Raw genomic sequence first — 18,587 nt, 5'->3', positions numbered from 1 at the left:
ATAGGCAACTTGCGTGGCACATTGCCCCTGACAAGATCGACCGGGAGGGGCTTGACCTGCTGGGCGATCGATCATAATGTATATACATAAGCAGTTATCAAAGTTGAAACAGCTAAAGAATAAGAGCCAGGGAGCAATCCAATGCCGTTGTCCAGCCACACAGCCAAGCTTTGGCGTGATGTCAGTGTTTTCGATGGTCTACAAGCGCTACCCGAACCTATGGCTGTTTTGGTCAAAGGTGACGTGGTTGCGGGTGTGTGGCCTGAGTCCAGTTTTGCTGTACAGGACGCTCAGGGTGCCATTGAGGTTGGGCGTGGCGGCGTCATGACGCCAGGGTTGGTCGATTGCCACACGCACCTGGTGTATGCGGGTAATCGCGCCGCCGAATTTGAGCTGCGTCTTGAGGGCGCCAGTTATGCCGAAATCGCCCGCGCGGGCGGTGGCATCATCAGCTCGGTTCGCGCCGTCCGTGCTGCCAGCGAAGATCAATTGCTGGCGCAAGCGCTGCCGCGTTTGCAGGCGCTGATGGATGACGGCGTCACCAGTGTTGAGATCAAATCGGGTTACGGGTTAACCGTCGTCGATGAGCTGAAGATGCTGCGCGTCGCCCGGCGTCTGGCTGAGCAACTTCCGGTTCATATCACCACGACATTGCTCGGCGCCCATGCGTTGCCGCCCGAATATGCCGATGACAGCGACGGCTATATCAGCCTGGTCTGCGAGCAGATGATTCCAGCGGCGGTCAGCGAAGGCTTGGTCGATGCGGTGGACGTGTTTTGTGAAAACATTGCCTTCAGCCCGGCGCAGACCGAGCGGGTGTTTATCGCCGCCCAGGCCCACGGCCTGGCGATTAAAGTACATGCTGAACAGTTATCGAATCAGGGCGCTAGCGCCCTGGCTGCACGCTACAGTGGACTTTCGGCCGATCACATTGAGTTTCTTGATGAGGCCGGGGTAAAGGCAATGGCCGCAGCAGGTACGGTTGCAACGCTGTTGCCGGGTGCCTTTCATACCTTGCGTGAAACCCAACTCCCGCCCATTCAGCTATTACGCGATCACGGGGTACCGATGGCTTTGGCCAGTGATGCCAATCCGGGTACGTCGCCAATCTGCTTTCCAACCCTGATGCTCAATCTGGCCTGCACCTTGTTCCGCATGACGCCGCGCGAGGCTTTGGCGGGCATGACCGCTCATGCCGCCACGGCTATCGGACGCAGGGATCTCGGGCGTATCGCCGTTGGCGCGCCCGCCAATCTTTGTGTCTGGGATGTGCAGCAGGCAGCTGAACTGGCTTATGCCGTTCAGCCCGGCCGTTTGCGTCAGCGGGTATTTGCAGGAGCGCTGACCCATGACCGTTGATCGTCACTGCATGCAACTCTGGACCGGACGCACCGACCCTGAAGCAGACAGCCCGCGTTGGCATCAACAGATCCAGTCACTGAGCGCAAACGTCCAGCCCGGAGTGGCATTGATTGGCTTTGCCAGTGATGAAGGTGTGCGCCGCAATCATGGACGGGTGGGGGCAGCGGCTGGGCCTGAAGCCATTCGCAAGGCGTTGGCTAACCTAGCTTGGCACCGCAACGCTCCGGCCTTTGATGCCGGTGACGTGGTATGCGCAGACGATAACCTCGAAGCGGCGCAAGCGCGGCTAGGCGCTAACGTGGCGGCACTGCTCGATGCAGGACACCTGCCGATTGTTCTAGGTGGCGGCCATGAGGTGGCTTTTGGTAGCTGGCAAGGCATTGCCCAGCATATGGATGGCGAGACCGCGCCGCGCATCGGCATCATTAATTTCGATGCCCATTTTGACCTGCGTGATCCGGCGTTCGTCCGCTCGTCGGGCACGCCGTTCGCGCAAATTGCCGAGCAATGTGCGCAGCGCAATTGGCCATTTCGCTACGCCTGCCTTGGCGTCAGCCGGGCGAGCAACACCCGCGCGCTGTTTCAGCGGGCCGAGGCGTTAGATGTGCTGGTGCGTGAAGACCGGCAGATCCGTCCAGACAGCCTCAGTGCAATCGGTGCAGACGTACAGGGCTTTATCAATGACTGCGACGTTGTTTACCTGACCATTGATATCGATGTCTTGCCTGCTTGCGAGGCGCCGGGAGTGAGCGCACCGGCTCCGCGTGGTGTTCCGCTGGCCTTGCTGGAGCCCTTGCTCGAACAGATCCGTGATAGCGGCAAGTTGCGCCTAATCGATCTTGCTGAGTTGAACCCCAATCACGATATCGACACCCGCACGGCGCGAGTCGCCGCACGATTGATTCACCTGCTGACCTTAACCGGCTGATTCGCTGACGCCGCCGGCACGGCAACACAAAGATTCTCCAACAAAAACAACAGTGAGGAATTACCCATGAGTCTGGTCGCGACCCGAAGTGAAGCCACCGTGCACGGAGCGTTGGCATGAGTGAGCAACTATCCATGACGGCAGGTGTTTCAAAACCTCGGGCTCTGGCGCGCCTGTTGGGCTACAGCCTGATTGGTCTGCTGATCTTTTTTGTACCCTTCACCATTGGCGGTCGCTCGACCATTCTTCTTGACCACGCAGCCAGCGCCCTGCAAGCCAGTGCCCGGCCGCTGGTGATCGGCATTGCGCTGTTGTTTATGCTCTATGGCGCGCTGCAGCCCTGGCTCAGCGGTAGCTGGCGCAAAGACCTGACGACCATGGTGTTCAGTGCGCTCAAGGTTTGTGGGTTGTTGATCGGTGTGGCCTATGTGCTGCACATCGGTCCAGAAGCCCTCTATGCGCCGGGCATGTTGCCTTTTCTGTTCGATAAGCTGGTCTTGAGCCTTGCCCTTATTGTGCCGTTGGGGGCGCTGGCGCTGGTATTCCTGATTGGCTTTGGTCTGCTCGAATTGATTGGCGTCTTGATGCAGCCGGTCATGCGGCCGATCTGGCATACGCCGGGTAAATCCGCGATTGATGCGGTAGCGTCGTTTGTGGGCAGCTATTCAGTGGGTTTGCTGATCACTGACCGCATGTATCAACAGGGTCATTACACCCTGCGTGAAGCAGCAATTATCGCCACGGGCTTCTCCACTGTCTCGGCGCCGTTTATGGTCATCATCGCCAAAACCCTTGGCTTGATGGGCAGCTGGAACCTGTACTTCTGGAGCGCAATGCTGGTCACTTTCAGCGTGACGGCAGTCAGTGCGCGCATTTATCCGCTGTCGAAACTGCCCAGTGAGCGCACGCCCGAACCAGAGCTGAAGCCCGGTGAGAGCCGCTTTGCCAGTGCCTGGAATGCCGGCCTGACCCAAGCCAGCCAAGCGCCTGCTTTGTGGGTCTCTCTGCGCGAAACCTTTGTTGATGGTTTGCGCATGACCGCGGCGATTCTGCCCAGCATTCTGGCGGTGGGCCTGCTCGGCTTACTGGCGGCCAAATACACCCCCATTTTTGATGCGTTGGGTGTGCTGTTTTACCCACTGACCTGGCTGCTGGGCGTTAGCGATCCGATGCACGTGGCCGGTGCTATCGCTTCCGGGCTGGCGGAAATGTTCCTCCCGGCAATCCTGCTTAAAGATGCTGAAGTGATGGTCAAGTTTGTCGTCGCCATCGTCTCGGTCAGCAGCGTGCTGTTCCTCTCTGCATCAATTCCCTGCGTGCTTGCCACGCGGATTCCATTGCGTTTGCGCGACCTGCTTGTGGTCTGGCTGCAGCGCACTGTTTTAAGCCTGGTATTCAGCATCCCGCTGGCGTACCTGGCGCATTCATTCAACCTTATTTAAGCCTCGACGCTATTTGACAGGAGCCTGACATGAGCCTCTTCCGTGACACTGAAATCCGCGCTGCACGTGGCAACAAACTCACCGCTAAAAGCTGGTTGACCGAAGCGCCGCTGCGCATGCTGATGAACAACCTCGACCCGGAAGTGGCTGAGAATCCAAATGAGCTGGTGGTCTACGGCGGGATTGGCCGTGCGGCGCGCAACTGGGAATGCTACGACAAGATTGTGGAAGTTCTGACACGTCTTGAAGACAACCAAACCTTGTTGATTCAGTCAGGCAAACCCGTTGGTGTGTTTGAAACCCATGCCAATGCGCCGCGTGTATTGCTTGCCAACTCTAACTTGGTACCGCACTGGGCGACCTGGAAGCACTTCAACGAGCTCGATGCCAAGGGCTTGGCCATGTACGGCCAGATGACCGCGGGCAGCTGGATCTACATTGGCTCGCAAGGCATTGTCCAGGGCACCTATGAAACCTTCGTCGAAGCCGGTCGTCAGCACTACGACGGCAACCTGAGCGGACGCTGGGTGCTGACCGCCGGCCTGGGCGGCATGGGCGGTGCCCAACCCCTGGCCGCAACCTTGGCCGGTGCCTGCTCGCTGAATATCGAATGCCAGCAGAGCCGCATCGATTTTCGCTTGAAAACCCGTTATGTCGATGAGCAGGCGTCTGACCTGGATGATGCCCTGGCGCGAATCAACAAATACACCGCTGAAGGCAAGGCGATCTCTATTGCGCTGTGTGGCAACGCCGCTGATATTTTGCCTGAGTTGGTGCGCCGTGGTGTGCGCCCGGACATGGTCACCGACCAGACCAGTGCCCATGATCCGCTCAACGGCTATCTGCCAAAAGGCTGGAGTTGGGAAGAGTACCGCGACCGTGCGCAGACCGATGCCGATGCCGTGGTTAAAGCGGCCAAGCAGTCGATGGCAGAGCACGTAAGCGCCATGTTGGCATTCCAGAAAATGGGTGTTCCAACCTTCGACTACGGCAACAACATCCGCCAGATGGCATTGGAAGAGGGCGTCGACAACGCCTTTGACTTCCCCGGTTTCGTACCCGCTTACATTCGTCCGTTGTTCTGTCAGGGCATCGGCCCGTTCCGTTGGGTCGCGTTGTCGGGTGATCCGGAAGATATCTATAAAACCGATGCCAAGGTCAAAGAGCTGATTCCGGATGACAAGCACCTGCACAACTGGCTGGACATGGCCCGCGAGCGTATCAGCTTCCAGGGTCTGCCAGCACGTATTTGCTGGGTTGGCTTGAAGGACCGCGCCCGTTTGGCCCAAGCCTTCAATGACATGGTCGCCAGCGGTGAGCTTAAAGCGCCGGTGGTCATTGGCCGTGACCACCTCGACTCGGGCTCGGTTGCCAGCCCGAACCGTGAAACCGAAAGCATGCTCGACGGTTCTGATGCAGTGTCTGACTGGCCGCTGCTCAATGCCCTGTTGAATACCGCTGGCGGCGCGACGTGGGTCTCGCTGCACCATGGTGGCGGCGTTGGCATGGGGTACTCGCAGCACTCCGGTGTGGTTATCGTCGCAGACGGCACACCCGAAGCGCGTGCACGTCTGGGCCGGGTTCTACGCAACGATCCGGGTACAGGGGTCATGCGTCATGCCGATGCTGGTTATGATATTGCTGCTGATTGCGCCCGCGAGCAGGGGTTGGATTTACCAATGCTAGGCGAGCGCTAATCCCAAGGGTGCAACCATTCGCGACAAGGATCGCGAATGGTTGTGCATCGGACGCAACACCCAAGAAGGCCGACAACAATGAACTCCAAAAGCCTCAACCGTAGCGTGTTTATCCCAACATTCCTGGTGGTCCTGATCGCCGTAACCGTCGGTTTGTTGAACAATGAAATGTTGGTCCGTGTGGCCAAAGACGTCTTCTACTTTTCGCTCTCTGATTTTGCATGGCTGTACCAGCTGTTGGCGATATCGGTGCTGGGACTGGTGGTCTATATTTTCTTCTCCAAGGCGGGTGATATCCGTCTTGGTGGTCCGAATGCCAAACCTACCTTTTCCATGGCCTCCAATTTTGCGATGGCTTTGACGGGCGGGATTGCGACTGGCGTGGTGACTTACTCAGTCAATGAACCGATCATTTACCTGGGTAATATCTACGGCGAGATTGCCAATCAATCTTTTGCTCCAAGCAGCGCCGAGGCGGCGATTTTTGCCTTGGCGCGTTGCTTCCATAACTGGAGCTTTATTCCCTATGCGATGTATTCGATTGTCGGTTTGATGATCGCCTATATGCATTACAACCGGAAAAAAGAGTTCTCCATCGCCTCAACCCTGTCGCCATTGATTGGTGCGCATAACCGACGTCCGCTGGTTAAATCACTGATCGATATTGTCTCGGTTCTGGCGATTGCATTGGGCTTGGCATCGTCGCTGGGCGCGGGGCTGGCGCTGATCAGCTCGGGGATTGAGGCGCAGTACGGCATTCAATCCAGCCCGATGACCTGGCTGATGCTGTCCTTGCTGATCACAGCGGTGTTTGTCACCTCGGCGCTGTCCGGTCTGAAGCGCGGCATTCAGTTTTTGTCTTCAGTCAACGCCTATATCTTCTACGCCTTTGTCATCATTTTGCTCATCGTTGGCCCGCTGAGTTACATCTTCAATTTGTCGGTGACTTCGATCGGCTACTGGCTGAATAACTTCTTCCTCTGGTCGTTTGACACCAAGGAATCTGGCGGCGAGGCACTGGTTACCTGGTGGACCATGTACGACTGGTCGATCTGGATTGCCTATGCGCCGTTAATGGGGCTGTTCTTAGCGCGTATTTCTTATGGACGCACCCTGCGTCAGTTTCTGGTGATCAATTGGATTCTGCCCTCGGTGTTCGGCATGGTCTGGTTCGCAATCTGGGGCGCTTCCGCTATCAAGTGGCAGCTCGATGGCAGCCTGGATTTGATCAAGGTGATTACCGATCACGGCGCGGTTGCGGGGTTGTGGGGCTTCTTGCAGCACTTGCCGATGTCTGGCTTGTTGGTGCCGTTGGCGATCTTCACTCTGATCATTTCCTTTGCCACCGCGGCGGATTCCATGACCTCGACCATTGCCTCAATCTGCACCAAGAACATCCGTGCAGATGAAGAGTCGCCTAAGTCGCAGAAGATTATTTGGGGCCTTTCGATCAGTGCAATTGCCTTCATCATGGTTGCCTTCGGCGGGGGTGCGCAGGGCGTGGATGGCATCAAGTACCTGGCGGCTGCGGGCGGTTTCACTGTGCTGTTTTTGTTTATCCTTATCGCGGCATCGGCAGCGCGTGTGTTCGTCTTCAAAAAGGAAGCACTGGACACTGACCTGGTTGAAAGCCGCGAGCAGTTAGGGGCGGTAAATGAACAACCTATTGCCTGATGTATTGCTTAGCGAAGCGCCGGTCACCTGGACCGATGTGGTGAACGTGGCGCGCTGCGGCGCGCGCATGGAGTTGTCGGCATACCGCTGGATGCGGGTGAATGAAGCCCGTGAAGCGGTGCTGGAGATTGCCCGTTCCAGCAAACCACATTACGGCATCAACACTGGGCTTGGCGCTCTGTGTGATGTGGTCTTTGCGCCGAGCGAGCTGAGCAAACTATCGCGGCATACGCTGATGAGCCATGCCTGTGGCGTCAGTTCGCCGCTGCGCAGTGAGCAAGTACGGGCGATCATGTGCTGCGCGGTGGTCAACTATAGCCACGGTTATTCCGGGGTGAGCGGCGACGTGGTCAATGGCCTGCTGAATTTGCTCAATCAAGGCGTCACTCCGGTGGTTCCGGGGCAAGGCTCGGTGGGTTATCTGTCGCACATGGCGCACATTGGTCTGGCGCTGCTGGGTATTGGTGATGTCGAGTTTGCCGGGCAGATTGTGACGGCCAGCCAGGCGCTTGCCAGTATCGATATGCAGCCGGTCGAGCTCGGCCCCAAGGATGGTTTGTGTTTGGTTAACGGCACGCCGGCAATGACCGGCTTGGCCTGTTTGACCTTGGCCGATACCTATCACCTGGCGAGCTGCGCAGATGTGGTGGCGGCCATGAGTTTCGAGGCATTGGGTTGTCAGCTCGATGCCATCAGTACAGCGGCTATTCAGCGTAAAACCCACGTCGGCATGCAGCAGACCATGGCCAACCTGCATCAGTTGTTGGCCGGCAGTGAAGTGGTTGCCAAGGCGCAAGGCACGCACCTGCAAGATGCCTTGAGCCTGCGCGCCATTCCACAGGTACACGGTGCTTGCCGTGACCAACTCAAGCATGCGGCTCGGCAAGTCAGCGATGAGCTTAACTCCGCCACAGATAACCCCTTGGTGGTCAAGGACGGTGCAGAATACCGGATTATTTCCCAAGCCAACCCTCACGGTGAGTCGGTGGCCATGGCCTGCGATTTACTGACGATTGCGGTGTGCGAGTGGAGCAGTATTTCCGAGCGCCGGGCTTATCGTCTAGTCACCCCGCAGGCCAACAAGCTTCCGCCATTCTTGACCAAGGGTGGCGGGGTCAAGTCGGGGATGATGATCGCCCAGTACAGCGCGGCCTCGTTGGTGGCGGATAACAAGCGTTTGGCCTTGCCTGCGGTGACCGACAACTTTCTGACTTCCGGGCTGCAAGAAGACCACCTGAGTTTGGGTGAAAGCGCGGCGCTGAAGTTGGATAAAGCCATAGAAAACGCCTTTTACGTTTTGGCGATTGAGTATTTGTTGGCGGCCCAGGCTTTTGACTTTATTGATGTCAGGCCTTTTGGTCAGGGCACTGGTTGCGCATGGGGATTACTGCGCGAACTGGTCGCAAGCTATGAAGAAGAGCATCCGTTGTATCAGGATATTCGTCACACCTATGAAGTGCTGCGCGACGTGAACACCCTGTTCGCTTTGCGCCAGGCGCTGCCGAATTTCGATCTTTGAGTGGATACCATTATGTCTGTATTAACCTTGATTCCAGGGCGTTTGAACCTCACCGAGCTGCGCAGTTTTTATCAGCAGCCTCAGCGCGTTGAGCTTGATAGCTGTGCTGACCAGGGCATCGAAAACAGCGTTGCCTGCGTGCAAGGCATTCTTGATCAAGGCCGCACCGCCTATGGGATCAACACGGGGTTTGGTTTGCTGGCACAAACCCGTATCGCCACCGAAGATTTGGAAAATTTGCAGCGCTCGCTGGTGCTTTCCCATGCCGCGGGCATTGGCGAGCCATTGGACGACGCCATGGTGCGTTTGATCATGTTGCTCAAGGTCAACAGCCTGTCGCGCGGTTTCTCGGGCATTCGCCGCAAGGTTATTGATGCCCTGTTGGCGCTGATCAATGCCGAGGTGTATCCGCATATCCCGCTCAAAGGCTCGGTGGGCGCATCGGGTGACCTCGCGCCTTTGGCGCATATGTCTTTGGTGTTGCTCGGTGAAAGCCAGGCGCGTTATCGCGGTGAATGGCTGCCAGCCAAGGAGGCACTGGCAATTGCCGGGCTGGAGCCGCTGACCTTGGCAGCAAAAGAAGGGCTGGCCTTGCTCAATGGCACCCAGGTTTCGACTGCTTATGCACTGCGTGGTCTGTTTGAGGCCGAAGATCTGTATGCCGCCGCCTCGGTCTGCGGCGCTCTGAGCGTTGAAGCGATGCTCGGTTCACGTGCGCCATTTGATGCGCGTATCCATGATGCACGCGGCCAGCGCGGGCAGATTGATGCGGCTGCGGTTTACCGCTATCTGCTGGAGGCGAGCAGTGAAGTCGGCCTTTCCCATGAAGCCTGCGACAAGGTGCAGGACCCGTATTCACTGCGTTGTCAGCCGCAGGTGATGGGCGCTTGCCTGACTCAGCTACGGCAAGCGGCAGAGGTGCTCGCGGTTGAGGCCAATGCGGTGTCGGATAACCCGCTGGTATTCGCTGACGAAGGCGATGTGATCTCGGGCGGTAACTTCCACGCGGAACCTGTGGCCATGGCGGCGGATAATTTAGCCTTGGCGATTGCTGAAATCGGCGCGCTGAGTGAGCGGCGTATTTCGCTGATGATGGACAAACACATGTCGCAGTTGCCGCCATTTTTGGTGGCCAATGGCGGCGTTAATTCTGGCTTTATGATCGCTCAGGTTACGGCTGCCGCGCTGGCTAGCGAGAACAAGGCGTTGGCCCATCCACACAGTGTCGACAGTTTGCCAACTTCAGCCAACCAAGAAGATCACGTATCAATGGCACCAGCGGCGGGTAAACGCCTGTGGGAAATGGCCGCCAATACCCGGGGAGTTTTGGCCGTTGAGTGGTTGGGTGCCTGTCAGGGGTTGGATTTCCGCAAGGGCCTGAAGAGCTCCGAAGTCCTGGAGCAGGCGCGCAAGGTGTTGCGCGATGCGGTGCCGTATTACGTTGAAGATCGCTTCTTCGCTCCGGACATTGCCGCCGCTGATGAGTTGCTCAAGCAGCGTGTATTGTCGGGCTTGATGCCCACCAGGCTATTGCCGTCGCAGGGGTAGCGCCACACCGGGGGAGGCTGTTGTAGGGTGCGTCAACGCGAAGCTTGGCAACCGAAGTGTTAAAGGTCAGTGGAGGTTTGTGGGCCACCATGGTGTCGGAAATTGGCAGTTTGCCCCGATGCCGTGCCCATCACTCGTCCTAATCGGCCGCGGCCTGTATTATTGGGGCGTCGCTCACACACCAAGGAATTTACGTGGCCAGCAAGATCCCACGTTATCGTGTCATTGAAGAGCATCTGTTAGAGCGTATCAGCAGCGGTGCTTACCCGGTCAATCATCAGATTCCTCCAGAAGAGCAGTTAGCCCGCGACTTTGGTGTAAGCCGCATGACGGCGAACAAGGCTATTCGCGATTTGGTGCAGAAAGGTTATTTGATTCGGCAGGCCGGTCTCGGCACCTTTGTTACGGACCGCAAAGCTGAATCCTCGCTGCATGAAGTCTTGAATATTGCCACTGAAGTCATCAGCCGTGGCCACGCCTACAGTAATGATGTCATCCGCTGTGAGGCGATTGAAGCGGACGATGAAATCGCGCTGCGCTTAGGTGTCCGTCTCGGCACGCAAGTGTTTCACACGATTCTGGTGCACCGTGAAAGCGGTGTGCCGATCCAACTCGAAGACCGTTTTGTGAACCCCCGCTGGGTGCCCGACTACCTGCAGACGGATTTTTCGCAAAAAACGCCTAATGAAGTGTTGGTGGCAAACTGCCCGATATCCGATGTCGAGCATGTTGTTGAAGCCTTGCTGGTCGACAACCAAACCGCTCAGTGGCTGGATATCGACACCGCCGCGCCGTGCCTAAGCATGGTTCGTCGCACCTGGTCTGAAGAGCACCTGATCAGTTATGCGCGCCTGATCCATCCTGGTGACCGCTACAAGCTGCGCTCACGGGCCAGTCGGCGTAATTGACTGCCGCGCACCTCTCAATGCCGGAACCGCTTAGGGGGCCGGCATCTTTCAAGCCGCACAAACCGTTATTTAACAGTGGTTGCCGGGAATGCCGCGCTGCCCAATGTATTGCCATCCACCTCTTTGCCGTAATAGCCGTCATCATCGGCGTGAAACTGTTTAGCGGTGGTCGCGACGTCGTCCTTAAAGCGCGGATCTTGTGGACGCTCGCGGCTGTTCATATAGGCGGCAACATCCCAGGCTTGCTGAGGTTTTAGCTGAACGGCTTTGCCCAGTGGCATGTTCTCGAAAATGAAAGTGGCTGCAGTGTTGACCCGGTGCATGCCCGCGCCCCAGTTAAAAGACTGAGCCCCCCATAATGCCGGGATTACCGGTACATCAGCCATTACGGTGCCTTGGCCTTTAGCGCCGTGGCAAAGCGCGCAATGTTCGCTGTAGACCTTGGCGCCCCGTTCTGGTGACGGTGCTTGTGAGGGTTTTTCCAATGCCGCGAAGGCGCGCCCTGGCATATGCCCTCGAGCATCTAGCTTTACCTTGTCGCTCAGCGGCCCGGGCAGCTTGAATGAATCCACATTGCCACCTTGCTGCAAGGCTTTATCACTCATTTCGGGTACGGCCTTGTCTTGCATGCCGAACATGTCGAGCAGCCCGCCCATAAGCAGCCAATAGGAATAAGCGGACATGGCGACCAGTTCGGGAGAGTCAATTTCAGGTGCTTTGCCATTCATTGAGAAACTGAAGCAGCCTTGAATGCGCTCGGCAAAGCTGCTGATCTTGTTGTTCTTCTTGCGAAACTCGGGGTAGGCCAGAAAAGCCGCCCACATCGGCGATGCATAGGCTTTGTTGCCGGCATCCAGATGACAATTGGTGCAGTTGAGTTGATTACCCACGTACTTGCCGCTGAGTTGCTGGGTGTTGACGAAAAGTTCGTAGCCTTTGCGTACCTTGTCGCCAAAGGCGTCTTCAGGAATTTTGCTCAGGTCACGAGGTTCGAAGTAACCCAGGTTCGCGGCTTTCTGCTGGGCGGGGATCTCATCCTGCATGTCCGCAATTATGCCGTCAGCACTGCTAATACTGCTGCCCGCAAGTAACAGGAACAGCCACGCTTTTTTGATAGGCATCGGTTGCTCCTCTACTTGATGGCTGACAGGTAGTCAGCCAAAGCCTGAATTTCGGTGTCTTTAAGCTTGCTGGCGATATGACCCATTGTGTTATCCGGGTCACCTTTGCGTTCATTTTTTTGCCAAGCGATTAGCTGTTCTTTGAGGTAGCTGCTTTGTTGGCCCGCTAAGCGCGGAAAGTGGCCGCCACCCACCGCCGATGGGCCGTGGCAGCTGTAGCAGGCCGGTAATGAGCGATGCAGATCGCCCTGGTAATAGAGTTTTTCCGCAGCGGATTGATTGAGGTTATCGCCGCGCTTTTGCAGCGTCGGCGTTGTGCCTTGCTTGGCGTAGTAATCCAGGGCTTGTTGGCGAACATTGAGGTCAACCAAACTTTCCGCCATCAGTGTCATGATTACGTTGTTGCGATCACCTGAAATAAAGTGCTCGATCTGAGCATTCATATAACTGCTGGAAAGCCCGGCCAGCTTGGGCGCCTGCGGGGTGCCTTCACCCAGAACGCCGTGGCAGGCCACACAGGTTTGCGCCGCTTGTGGTACCTCGGCTGCACTGGCATGGCTAGCCAGAAGCAGCGTCAGCACTGTGCTGATGGGTAAAAGTGGACGCATATGAAACCTTCCTGCCTGCATGAATATGCATTGAGCATAGGTCGCAGAGTGGTCCCCGTCACCCAACCGCAGGTTTAATCAGTGGCTTGTTTTGCGGTCTTGAGCCTGATCTTGTCGTGTTCAAGGTGGATTAACGCTTGCGCATCGCCTGGGCAAACGCCTGGTCTTTATGGCGTTGCCAGTCTTGCTCGCGTTCGTCATTGATATAAGCCTGCCAGTCGCGCTGTTCATCGCTGTCTTGCATGGCTTGGCACTGCCTGAAGCCGTCATCCCAGCCGGTGCTATAGATCACATCGCTCAGGTAGCGTGGTACGTCTTTTTTGAAGCTGCCGGTGATCGCTCCGCCAGCCTGATGGCCGCTGCTGCAGCCTTGGTGAAAGCCGACGGCATAGGCTGGCGGATAACCTTGGTCAATCAGGTTGTCGTGGGTTGACTGGCAGCCTGCCAGTCCAGCCAGAATACATACGCTCAATAAACGCCACATTACACAGTCTCACAAAAGCATGAGCTCTTTGCTCAATGCTGATTGTGCTGCGCGAGCGGTTAAAAAAACGTCATGCAAAGGTGATGAAATCATTGCCCTACGCAGCGCCGTCATCGGCGTGCGGACGGTTGACGCTCTGGTGGCCGCCGTTTTTTCGGCCACCATTGCGGTCTGGAATACGCGGATTGTTTGCGCGGGCCACGGTGGCCAAGCTTCGCATTGCCCCATCCTACGCAAAGCCGATCAGTGATCTTTCAATAGTTGTACCACTTGAGTTCGAGCATCAAGGTGTTCTCTGGCGTGCTCAGGTGGCTGAAATCGCGGGCGGCGCTGAAGCGAAGGCCGAGGTCCCGTGAGATTTCCCATTGCTGGGTCAGGTTGATGTTGCGGCGGATTTCACCGTTGTAGAAGTAATCGGCTTTGCCTTCGAGCAACAGGTTGCCCAATGGATTGCGCCATAACAGCCCGCTGTTAAAACCGGCTGCCGGGGCGACAAAGGCGGCAAAGTCGCGGTTGTTTTCCACCCGGGCCGTGGCCAGAGCAAAACCGAGGGTGTTGTCGGTCAGTTGCCAGGTACCGCCGCCGCCACCGGTAAGGTAAGTCGCCAGAGACTCGTCGTCATCCTTGCCCGCAACGCGCTCCGCACCACCTGAAACCTGCCAAGACCAAGGTTGCAGCAATTCACTACGCGGCGTCAGCGAGCGAATCTTGGCCAAGTCGAGTTGCTGCAATTGCCAATGGTTATTCTCGTATTGGCGCAGTTTAAGTTGAGCGATCTCAATCTGTGCACCCATCGGGAAGCCGTACAGGTTGTCGTTGAGGTCGTGATACGCCATGCGCAAACCATATTCGGCGAAGGCTTTATCACCACGGCTGCCCGCGCCCAGTTGCCAGGTGCGCGATTCGTGGCCATTTTCGGGCAGATCCGGGCGCTCAAGGTCGAGCAGCGGTGGCGGGTTTTGATTAATTGACTTGAGCAGATCAAAGCTGCGCGCCGAGGTGGTTGAATCCCGCTCGCCGCTGGTGGACTGGTAGCGCAACAGGCGGAACGCGCCATCTTGAATCAAGGCCCGACGCTTAGCTGGCAGTTGCTCAAAGGCAGGGTCATTCAGTGCTGACTGATCAGCAGCCAGGCGCAGCACCCACTGCTGTTCGTCATCGGTGAGTTGTTTGGCGCGACCAAGCAGCTCACGTTCACGGGAGGGGCGGTAGTCAATGCGTTCAATCAGCCCGGCATCTTCAACCGCGCGCACGGTATCGGTTGGAATCGCAGTGATCGGGAAATCTTCAGTCAGCTCAATGCCGGGGCGGGCGACTTCAAGCAGTTCCAGCAGGCGAAAGGAGCAATTTTCGTCGAAGAAGAAATAGTCGAACTCAATATCCTTGAGCTCCCAGACATGCTCCATCATGCGCCGGGTTTCTTCTGGGGTGAGATTGAGCCGGTACTCCCACAAGTCGCGGTTTTCCAGGCTGCGGTATTCCGCCAGTTTTTCCCGGTACGGTACGACTGCAAAAAAGCCCGGATAGCCGCCCATCAAGCCTTTCCAGGCATAGAGCATGCTGTTGTCCATGCCCTCGATAAAGGCCCCGAAATTAAGCGCATAGCTAAGCAGGGCGGTGTTGTTGCTGTCGACGTCGGCCTGATCGATGCGCAGCAGCGTGTGGCCGAACATTGAGGATGGGCTGTTGAGGTAGGCCGCAGGAAACACCAGTACGGTGCTGTGTGGCGAAACCTCGGTCATCCAGTCGTTGTATTTCTGGCATAGGGGCGTTGGCAAGTCTGTGAGGGACAGTTGATCGCGCAGCCAGCGAGTGCGTGCGGGGTATTTGCACTGTGCATGCTCATCGGCCAATGATGCCGGAGCATAAAGCGCTTTGACCGTGGCGCTTAGCTCCGCTGCCGGGTCGCTGTCACCGGTGTCGGCGATAAAAAAATCTTCATCGTCGATATAACTGCGCCAGCCGCCCAGCTTACCGGTTTCGTAGTGGCCCAGGGATATCCAATAGGGTTGCGCCGCCAATGCTTGTAACTGCGCTTCCGGGATATTCGGGGCGGCCTGTACCGCTACGCAGCAAGATGCCGCCAAGACTGCCAAAATCCGTTTCAATGTTTAAGGTTCTTATACAAAAGGCCAGACTGGAGCTTTGGCGATGCTGGCGGTTTGTGTCAAGGCCATGAATCAACATCTCGCCAATCGGCTTTATTTACCGCATTGGTGCGTGCAGGTTTCTCAATTAGGACACACACTGTAGGCAGATGATCTGCAAGGAGCCTGTCATGACAGAGTTCGATCCATCTGCGGCGCTTGATGCATTGCTCTGCGAATACAGTTCGCGCGCCACCACTATCCGTAACACCCTATCTGACAGCCATTCACCTGACTCTGAAGAGCAGGCGGCTCAACGCCAGAATGATGAGGTGCTTGAAGCCTTGCTCGCCGAGGCAGAGGAGGGAAGGCATGCGGTCGGCCTGGCCAAGTTGCGTTTAGCTGAAGGCACCTATGGCCAATGCCTGAAGTGCGCCGAACCCATTGAGTCCGCTCGACTGCAAGTATTGCCTGCCACGGCCTACTGTTTGGCCTGCGCAGAGCAAAGCGCTATTAGCCGCTAAGCGCCTGTGGTGGCGCTTGGTCTATGTGGGTCGATGGCAATTAGTCGATATTGATCAACTGCTTTCGCTTGTGGTCAGCGTCCGAAGCGGCGATTATTTCTCTCGCATGTGCCCTCCGTACAAGGATTTCCAATGCCTGAATCTGTTGCTACCCAATTGCGGCTAGCCCCCGACGCTCTAACTCGTCCATTTGCCCCCGAGCAGTTTAATTTCACTACCACAGATGACTTGGAGCCTTTTCGCGGTGTTTTGGGTCAGGAGCGTGCAGTCGAAGCCCTGCAGTTTGGCGTGGCTATGCCGCGTCCCGGTTATAACGTGTTCGTCATGGGGGAGCCTGGCACTGGGCGATTCTCCTTCGTACAGCGTTACCTAAAGGCTGAAGGTAAGCGTATGGATACGCCGGCCGATCATGTGTACGTAAATCATTTTGACGAGCCACGTGAGCCGCGCGTGCTTGAGCTGACTGCTGGCTCTGCTGGCGAGTTTATTGCCGATATCAATCTGTTGATCGACAACCTGCTGGCTACATTTCCAGCGGTATTCGAGCACCCGTCCTATCAACAGAAGAAGAGCGCCATAGACCGCGCCTTCAACAAGCGGTATGACCAGGCCCTGGATGTGATCGAGCGTCTGTCACTGGAAAAAGGCATCGCCCTGTATCGCGACAGCACCAATATTGCCTTCACCCCAATGCTCGAAGGCAAGGCATTGGATGAGGCCGAGTTTGCCCAGTTACCTGAAGCCGACCGCGAGCGCTTCCATGTCGATATTGCGCAATTGGAGGAGCGCCTGAACGAAGAACTGGCCAGCCTGCCGCAGTGGAAGCGTGAGTCGAGCAATCAGTTGCGCCAGTTGAACGAAGAAACCATCACTGTTGCCCTGCAGCCGCTGCTGGCACCGCTATCGGAAAAGTATGCCGAGAACGCTGAGATCTGTGCTTATTTGCAAGCTGTACAGGTCAACCTGCTGAAAACCGTGGTGGAGCAGTTGGTTGATGTTGAGAAGGTCGATGCACAAACCCGCAAGTTGCTGGAAGAGCAGTACTGCCCGAGCCTGGTGGTGGGGCATCATGTCGACGGTGGCGCGCCGGTAGTTTTTGAGCCGCATCCGACCTACGACAACCTGTTCGGCCGCATTGAATACAACAACGACCAAGGCGCGCTTTACACCAGCTACCGACAGTTGCGCCCAGGAGCCTTGCACCGTGCCAACGGCGGGTTCCTGATTCTCGAAGCCGAAAAAATGCTCAGCGAGCCCTTTGTTTGGGATGCACTCAAGCGCGCCCTGCATTCGCGGCAATTGAAGATGGAATCACCCCTGGGTGATCTTGGCCGGATTGCCACTGTCAGCCTTAATCCGCAGGTTATCCCTTTGCAGATCAAGGTCATCATCATTGGTGCGCGGCAGTTGTATTATGCCTTGCAGGACCATGATCCTGACTTCCAGGAAATGTTCCGGGTGCTGGTCGATTTCGACGAAGACATCCCCTTGGCGGATGAAAGCCTTGAGCAGTTCGCTCAGCTAATGAAAACCCGTACTTCAGAAGAAGGCATGGCGCCACTGACCGCAGCCGCGGTTGCCCGTTTGGCAACCTTCAGTGCGCGTCTGGCGGAGCATCAGGGCCGTTTGTCGGCACGCATTGGCGACCTGTTTCAGCTGGTTAGCGAGGCTGATTTTATTCGTCAACTGGCCAACGAAACAGTGACCGATGTCGGCCATATAGAGCGAGCACTCAAGGCCAAGGCCACTCGGACAGGACGAGTCTCGGCGCGCATCATTGATGACATGCTGGCCGGGATCATTCTTATCGATACCAGCGGCGCAGCTGTGGGCAAGTGCAACGGATTGACGGTTTTGCAGGTCGGTGACTCTGATTTTGGTGTGCCTGCACGGATCTCGGCCACGGTGTATCCGGGCGGTTCAGGCATTGTCGACATCGAGCGGGAAGTCAATCTGGGCCAGCCGATTCACTCCAAGGGCGTGATGATTCTGACCGGTTATCTTGGCAGCCGTTATGCCCAGGAGTTTCCGCTGGAGATCTCTGCAAGCATCGCCCTGGAGCAGTCTTACGGCTATGTCGACGGGGACAGCGCATCACTTGGCGAGGTTTGTACGCTGATCTCCGCTTTGTCGCGTACGCCGCTTAAGCAGTGCTTTGCGATCACCGGCTCGATCAACCAATTCGGTGAAGTGCAGGCCGTGGGTGGTGTCAACGAGAAGATCGAAGGCTTCTTCCGGCTGTGTGAGGCGCGTGGGCTTACGGGTGAGCAGGGCGCGATTATTCCGCAGTCCAACGTCACCACCCTGATGCTGGATGAGCGTGTGCTGCAAGCAGTGCGGGCAGGGCAGTTCCACATCTATGCGGTGCGCCAGGTCGATGAGGCATTGAGCCTGTTGGTTGGTGAAGATGCCGGATCGCCAAATGAAAAGGGCCAGTTTCCGAGTGGCAGTGTTAATGCCCGTGTGGTTGAGCGCCTGCGCGAAATCGCCGAAATGGGCATGGAAGAAGACGACAAAGAGCCAGAAGCGCTGGCTGAGAAGGTCGCTAAAGCCATGCCGAAGCCTCCTGCGAAGAAGCCCGTACCGACAAAACCGGTGGTTTCTAAGACTGAAAAGTTAGAAAAGTAGCCTGCCGTTATAGCGCTCAATACTGGTACATAGCCAGTATTTGAGCGCCAGGTCGCA

General features: G+C 56.8%; 15 protein-coding genes. 10 read left to right on the top strand and 5 right to left on the bottom strand.

Going from position 1 to position 18,587, the window contains the following annotated elements:
- The first annotated feature begins 141 nt into the window (after positions 1-141).
- The 8 genes from hutI to hutC all read left to right on the top strand — a co-directional run bounded on the left by hutI (position 142) and on the right by hutC (position 11,078).
- On the top strand, positions 142-1,359 hold the full coding sequence (hutI, locus tag AACY09_RS06170; RefSeq protein ID WP_339486660.1) for an imidazolonepropionase: 1,218 nt from the start codon (positions 142-144) through the stop codon (positions 1,357-1,359).
- Entirely contained in the window at positions 1,349-2,290 is a 942-nt protein-coding gene (hutG, locus tag AACY09_RS06165) for a formimidoylglutamase (protein ID WP_339486659.1), read from the top strand. Before hutI ends, hutG begins: the two co-directional genes overlap by 11 nt.
- Before the next feature lie 116 nt (positions 2,291-2,406).
- Positions 2,407-3,732 carry a YjiH family protein gene (locus AACY09_RS06160; protein ID WP_339486658.1) on the top strand — a complete coding sequence of 442 codons (1,326 nt, stop codon included), beginning with the start codon at positions 2,407-2,409 and terminating at the stop codon, positions 3,730-3,732.
- 29 nt (positions 3,733-3,761) lie between these two features.
- Positions 3,762-5,429 (top strand): urocanate hydratase, encoded by a 1,668-nt coding sequence (gene hutU / locus AACY09_RS06155; RefSeq protein WP_339486657.1) that lies wholly within the window; start codon positions 3,762-3,764, stop codon positions 5,427-5,429.
- Positions 5,430-5,507: 78 nt separating this feature from the next.
- Positions 5,508-7,103 carry a BCCT family transporter gene (locus tag AACY09_RS06150; RefSeq protein WP_339486656.1) on the top strand — a complete coding sequence of 532 codons (1,596 nt, stop codon included), beginning with the start codon at positions 5,508-5,510 and terminating at the stop codon, positions 7,101-7,103.
- Positions 7,084-8,622, top strand: a complete 1,539-nt coding sequence (locus AACY09_RS06145; protein WP_339486655.1) for an HAL/PAL/TAL family ammonia-lyase — start codon at positions 7,084-7,086, stop codon at positions 8,620-8,622. Before AACY09_RS06150 ends, AACY09_RS06145 begins: the two co-directional genes overlap by 20 nt.
- A gap of 12 nt (positions 8,623-8,634) precedes the next feature.
- Entirely contained in the window at positions 8,635-10,170 is a 1,536-nt protein-coding gene (gene hutH, locus AACY09_RS06140; RefSeq protein ID WP_339486654.1) for a histidine ammonia-lyase, read from the top strand.
- A 194-nt stretch (positions 10,171-10,364) separates the two neighbouring features.
- Positions 10,365-11,078, top strand: a complete 714-nt coding sequence (hutC, locus tag AACY09_RS06135; RefSeq protein WP_339486653.1) for a histidine utilization repressor — start codon at positions 10,365-10,367, stop codon at positions 11,076-11,078.
- A 65-nt stretch (positions 11,079-11,143) separates the two neighbouring features.
- Here the strand turns inward: hutC and AACY09_RS06130 are convergent, their stop codons facing one another.
- From AACY09_RS06130 to AACY09_RS06110, 5 genes are all read right to left on the bottom strand, one after another.
- On the bottom strand, positions 11,144-12,199 hold the full coding sequence (locus AACY09_RS06130) for a c-type cytochrome (RefSeq protein ID WP_339486652.1): 1,056 nt from the start codon (positions 12,197-12,199) through the stop codon (positions 11,144-11,146).
- 11 nt (positions 12,200-12,210) lie between these two features.
- On the bottom strand, positions 12,211-12,807 hold the full coding sequence (locus AACY09_RS06125) for a c-type cytochrome (protein ID WP_339486651.1): 597 nt from the start codon (positions 12,805-12,807) through the stop codon (positions 12,211-12,213).
- Positions 12,808-12,937: 130 nt separating this feature from the next.
- On the bottom strand, positions 12,938-13,291 hold the full coding sequence (locus tag AACY09_RS06120; RefSeq protein ID WP_339486650.1) for a hypothetical protein: 354 nt from the start codon (positions 13,289-13,291) through the stop codon (positions 12,938-12,940).
- A 97-nt stretch (positions 13,292-13,388) separates the two neighbouring features.
- Positions 13,389-13,511 carry a hypothetical protein gene (locus tag AACY09_RS06115; protein WP_339486649.1) on the bottom strand — a complete coding sequence of 41 codons (123 nt, stop codon included), beginning with the start codon at positions 13,509-13,511 and terminating at the stop codon, positions 13,389-13,391.
- Between the two features lie 34 nt (positions 13,512-13,545).
- The gene (locus AACY09_RS06110) at positions 13,546-15,399 is read right to left on the bottom strand and encodes an Lnb N-terminal periplasmic domain-containing protein (RefSeq protein WP_339486647.1); all 1,854 of its coding nucleotides are present in this window, start codon (positions 15,397-15,399) and stop codon (positions 13,546-13,548) included.
- Between the two features lie 170 nt (positions 15,400-15,569).
- Here AACY09_RS06110 and AACY09_RS06105 point away from each other — a divergent pair, with 170 nt between their 5' ends.
- Both AACY09_RS06105 and AACY09_RS06100 read left to right on the top strand, forming a co-directional pair.
- The gene (locus tag AACY09_RS06105; RefSeq protein ID WP_339486645.1) at positions 15,570-15,902 is read left to right on the top strand and encodes a TraR/DksA family transcriptional regulator; all 333 of its coding nucleotides are present in this window, start codon (positions 15,570-15,572) and stop codon (positions 15,900-15,902) included.
- Positions 15,903-16,034: 132 nt separating this feature from the next.
- Positions 16,035-18,530, top strand: a complete 2,496-nt coding sequence (locus AACY09_RS06100; RefSeq protein WP_339486644.1) for a Lon protease family protein — start codon at positions 16,035-16,037, stop codon at positions 18,528-18,530.
- The last annotated feature ends 57 nt before the right edge of the window (positions 18,531-18,587 follow it).

This window comes from Pseudomonas sp. EL_65y_Pfl2_R95 (assembly GCF_963971045.1).
In the GTDB taxonomy this organism is placed as follows: Bacteria; Pseudomonadota; Gammaproteobacteria; order Pseudomonadales; family Pseudomonadaceae; genus Aquipseudomonas.
The sequence above is the reverse complement of the archived record's forward strand: the minus strand, read 5'-3'. Positions and strand labels throughout refer to the sequence as shown.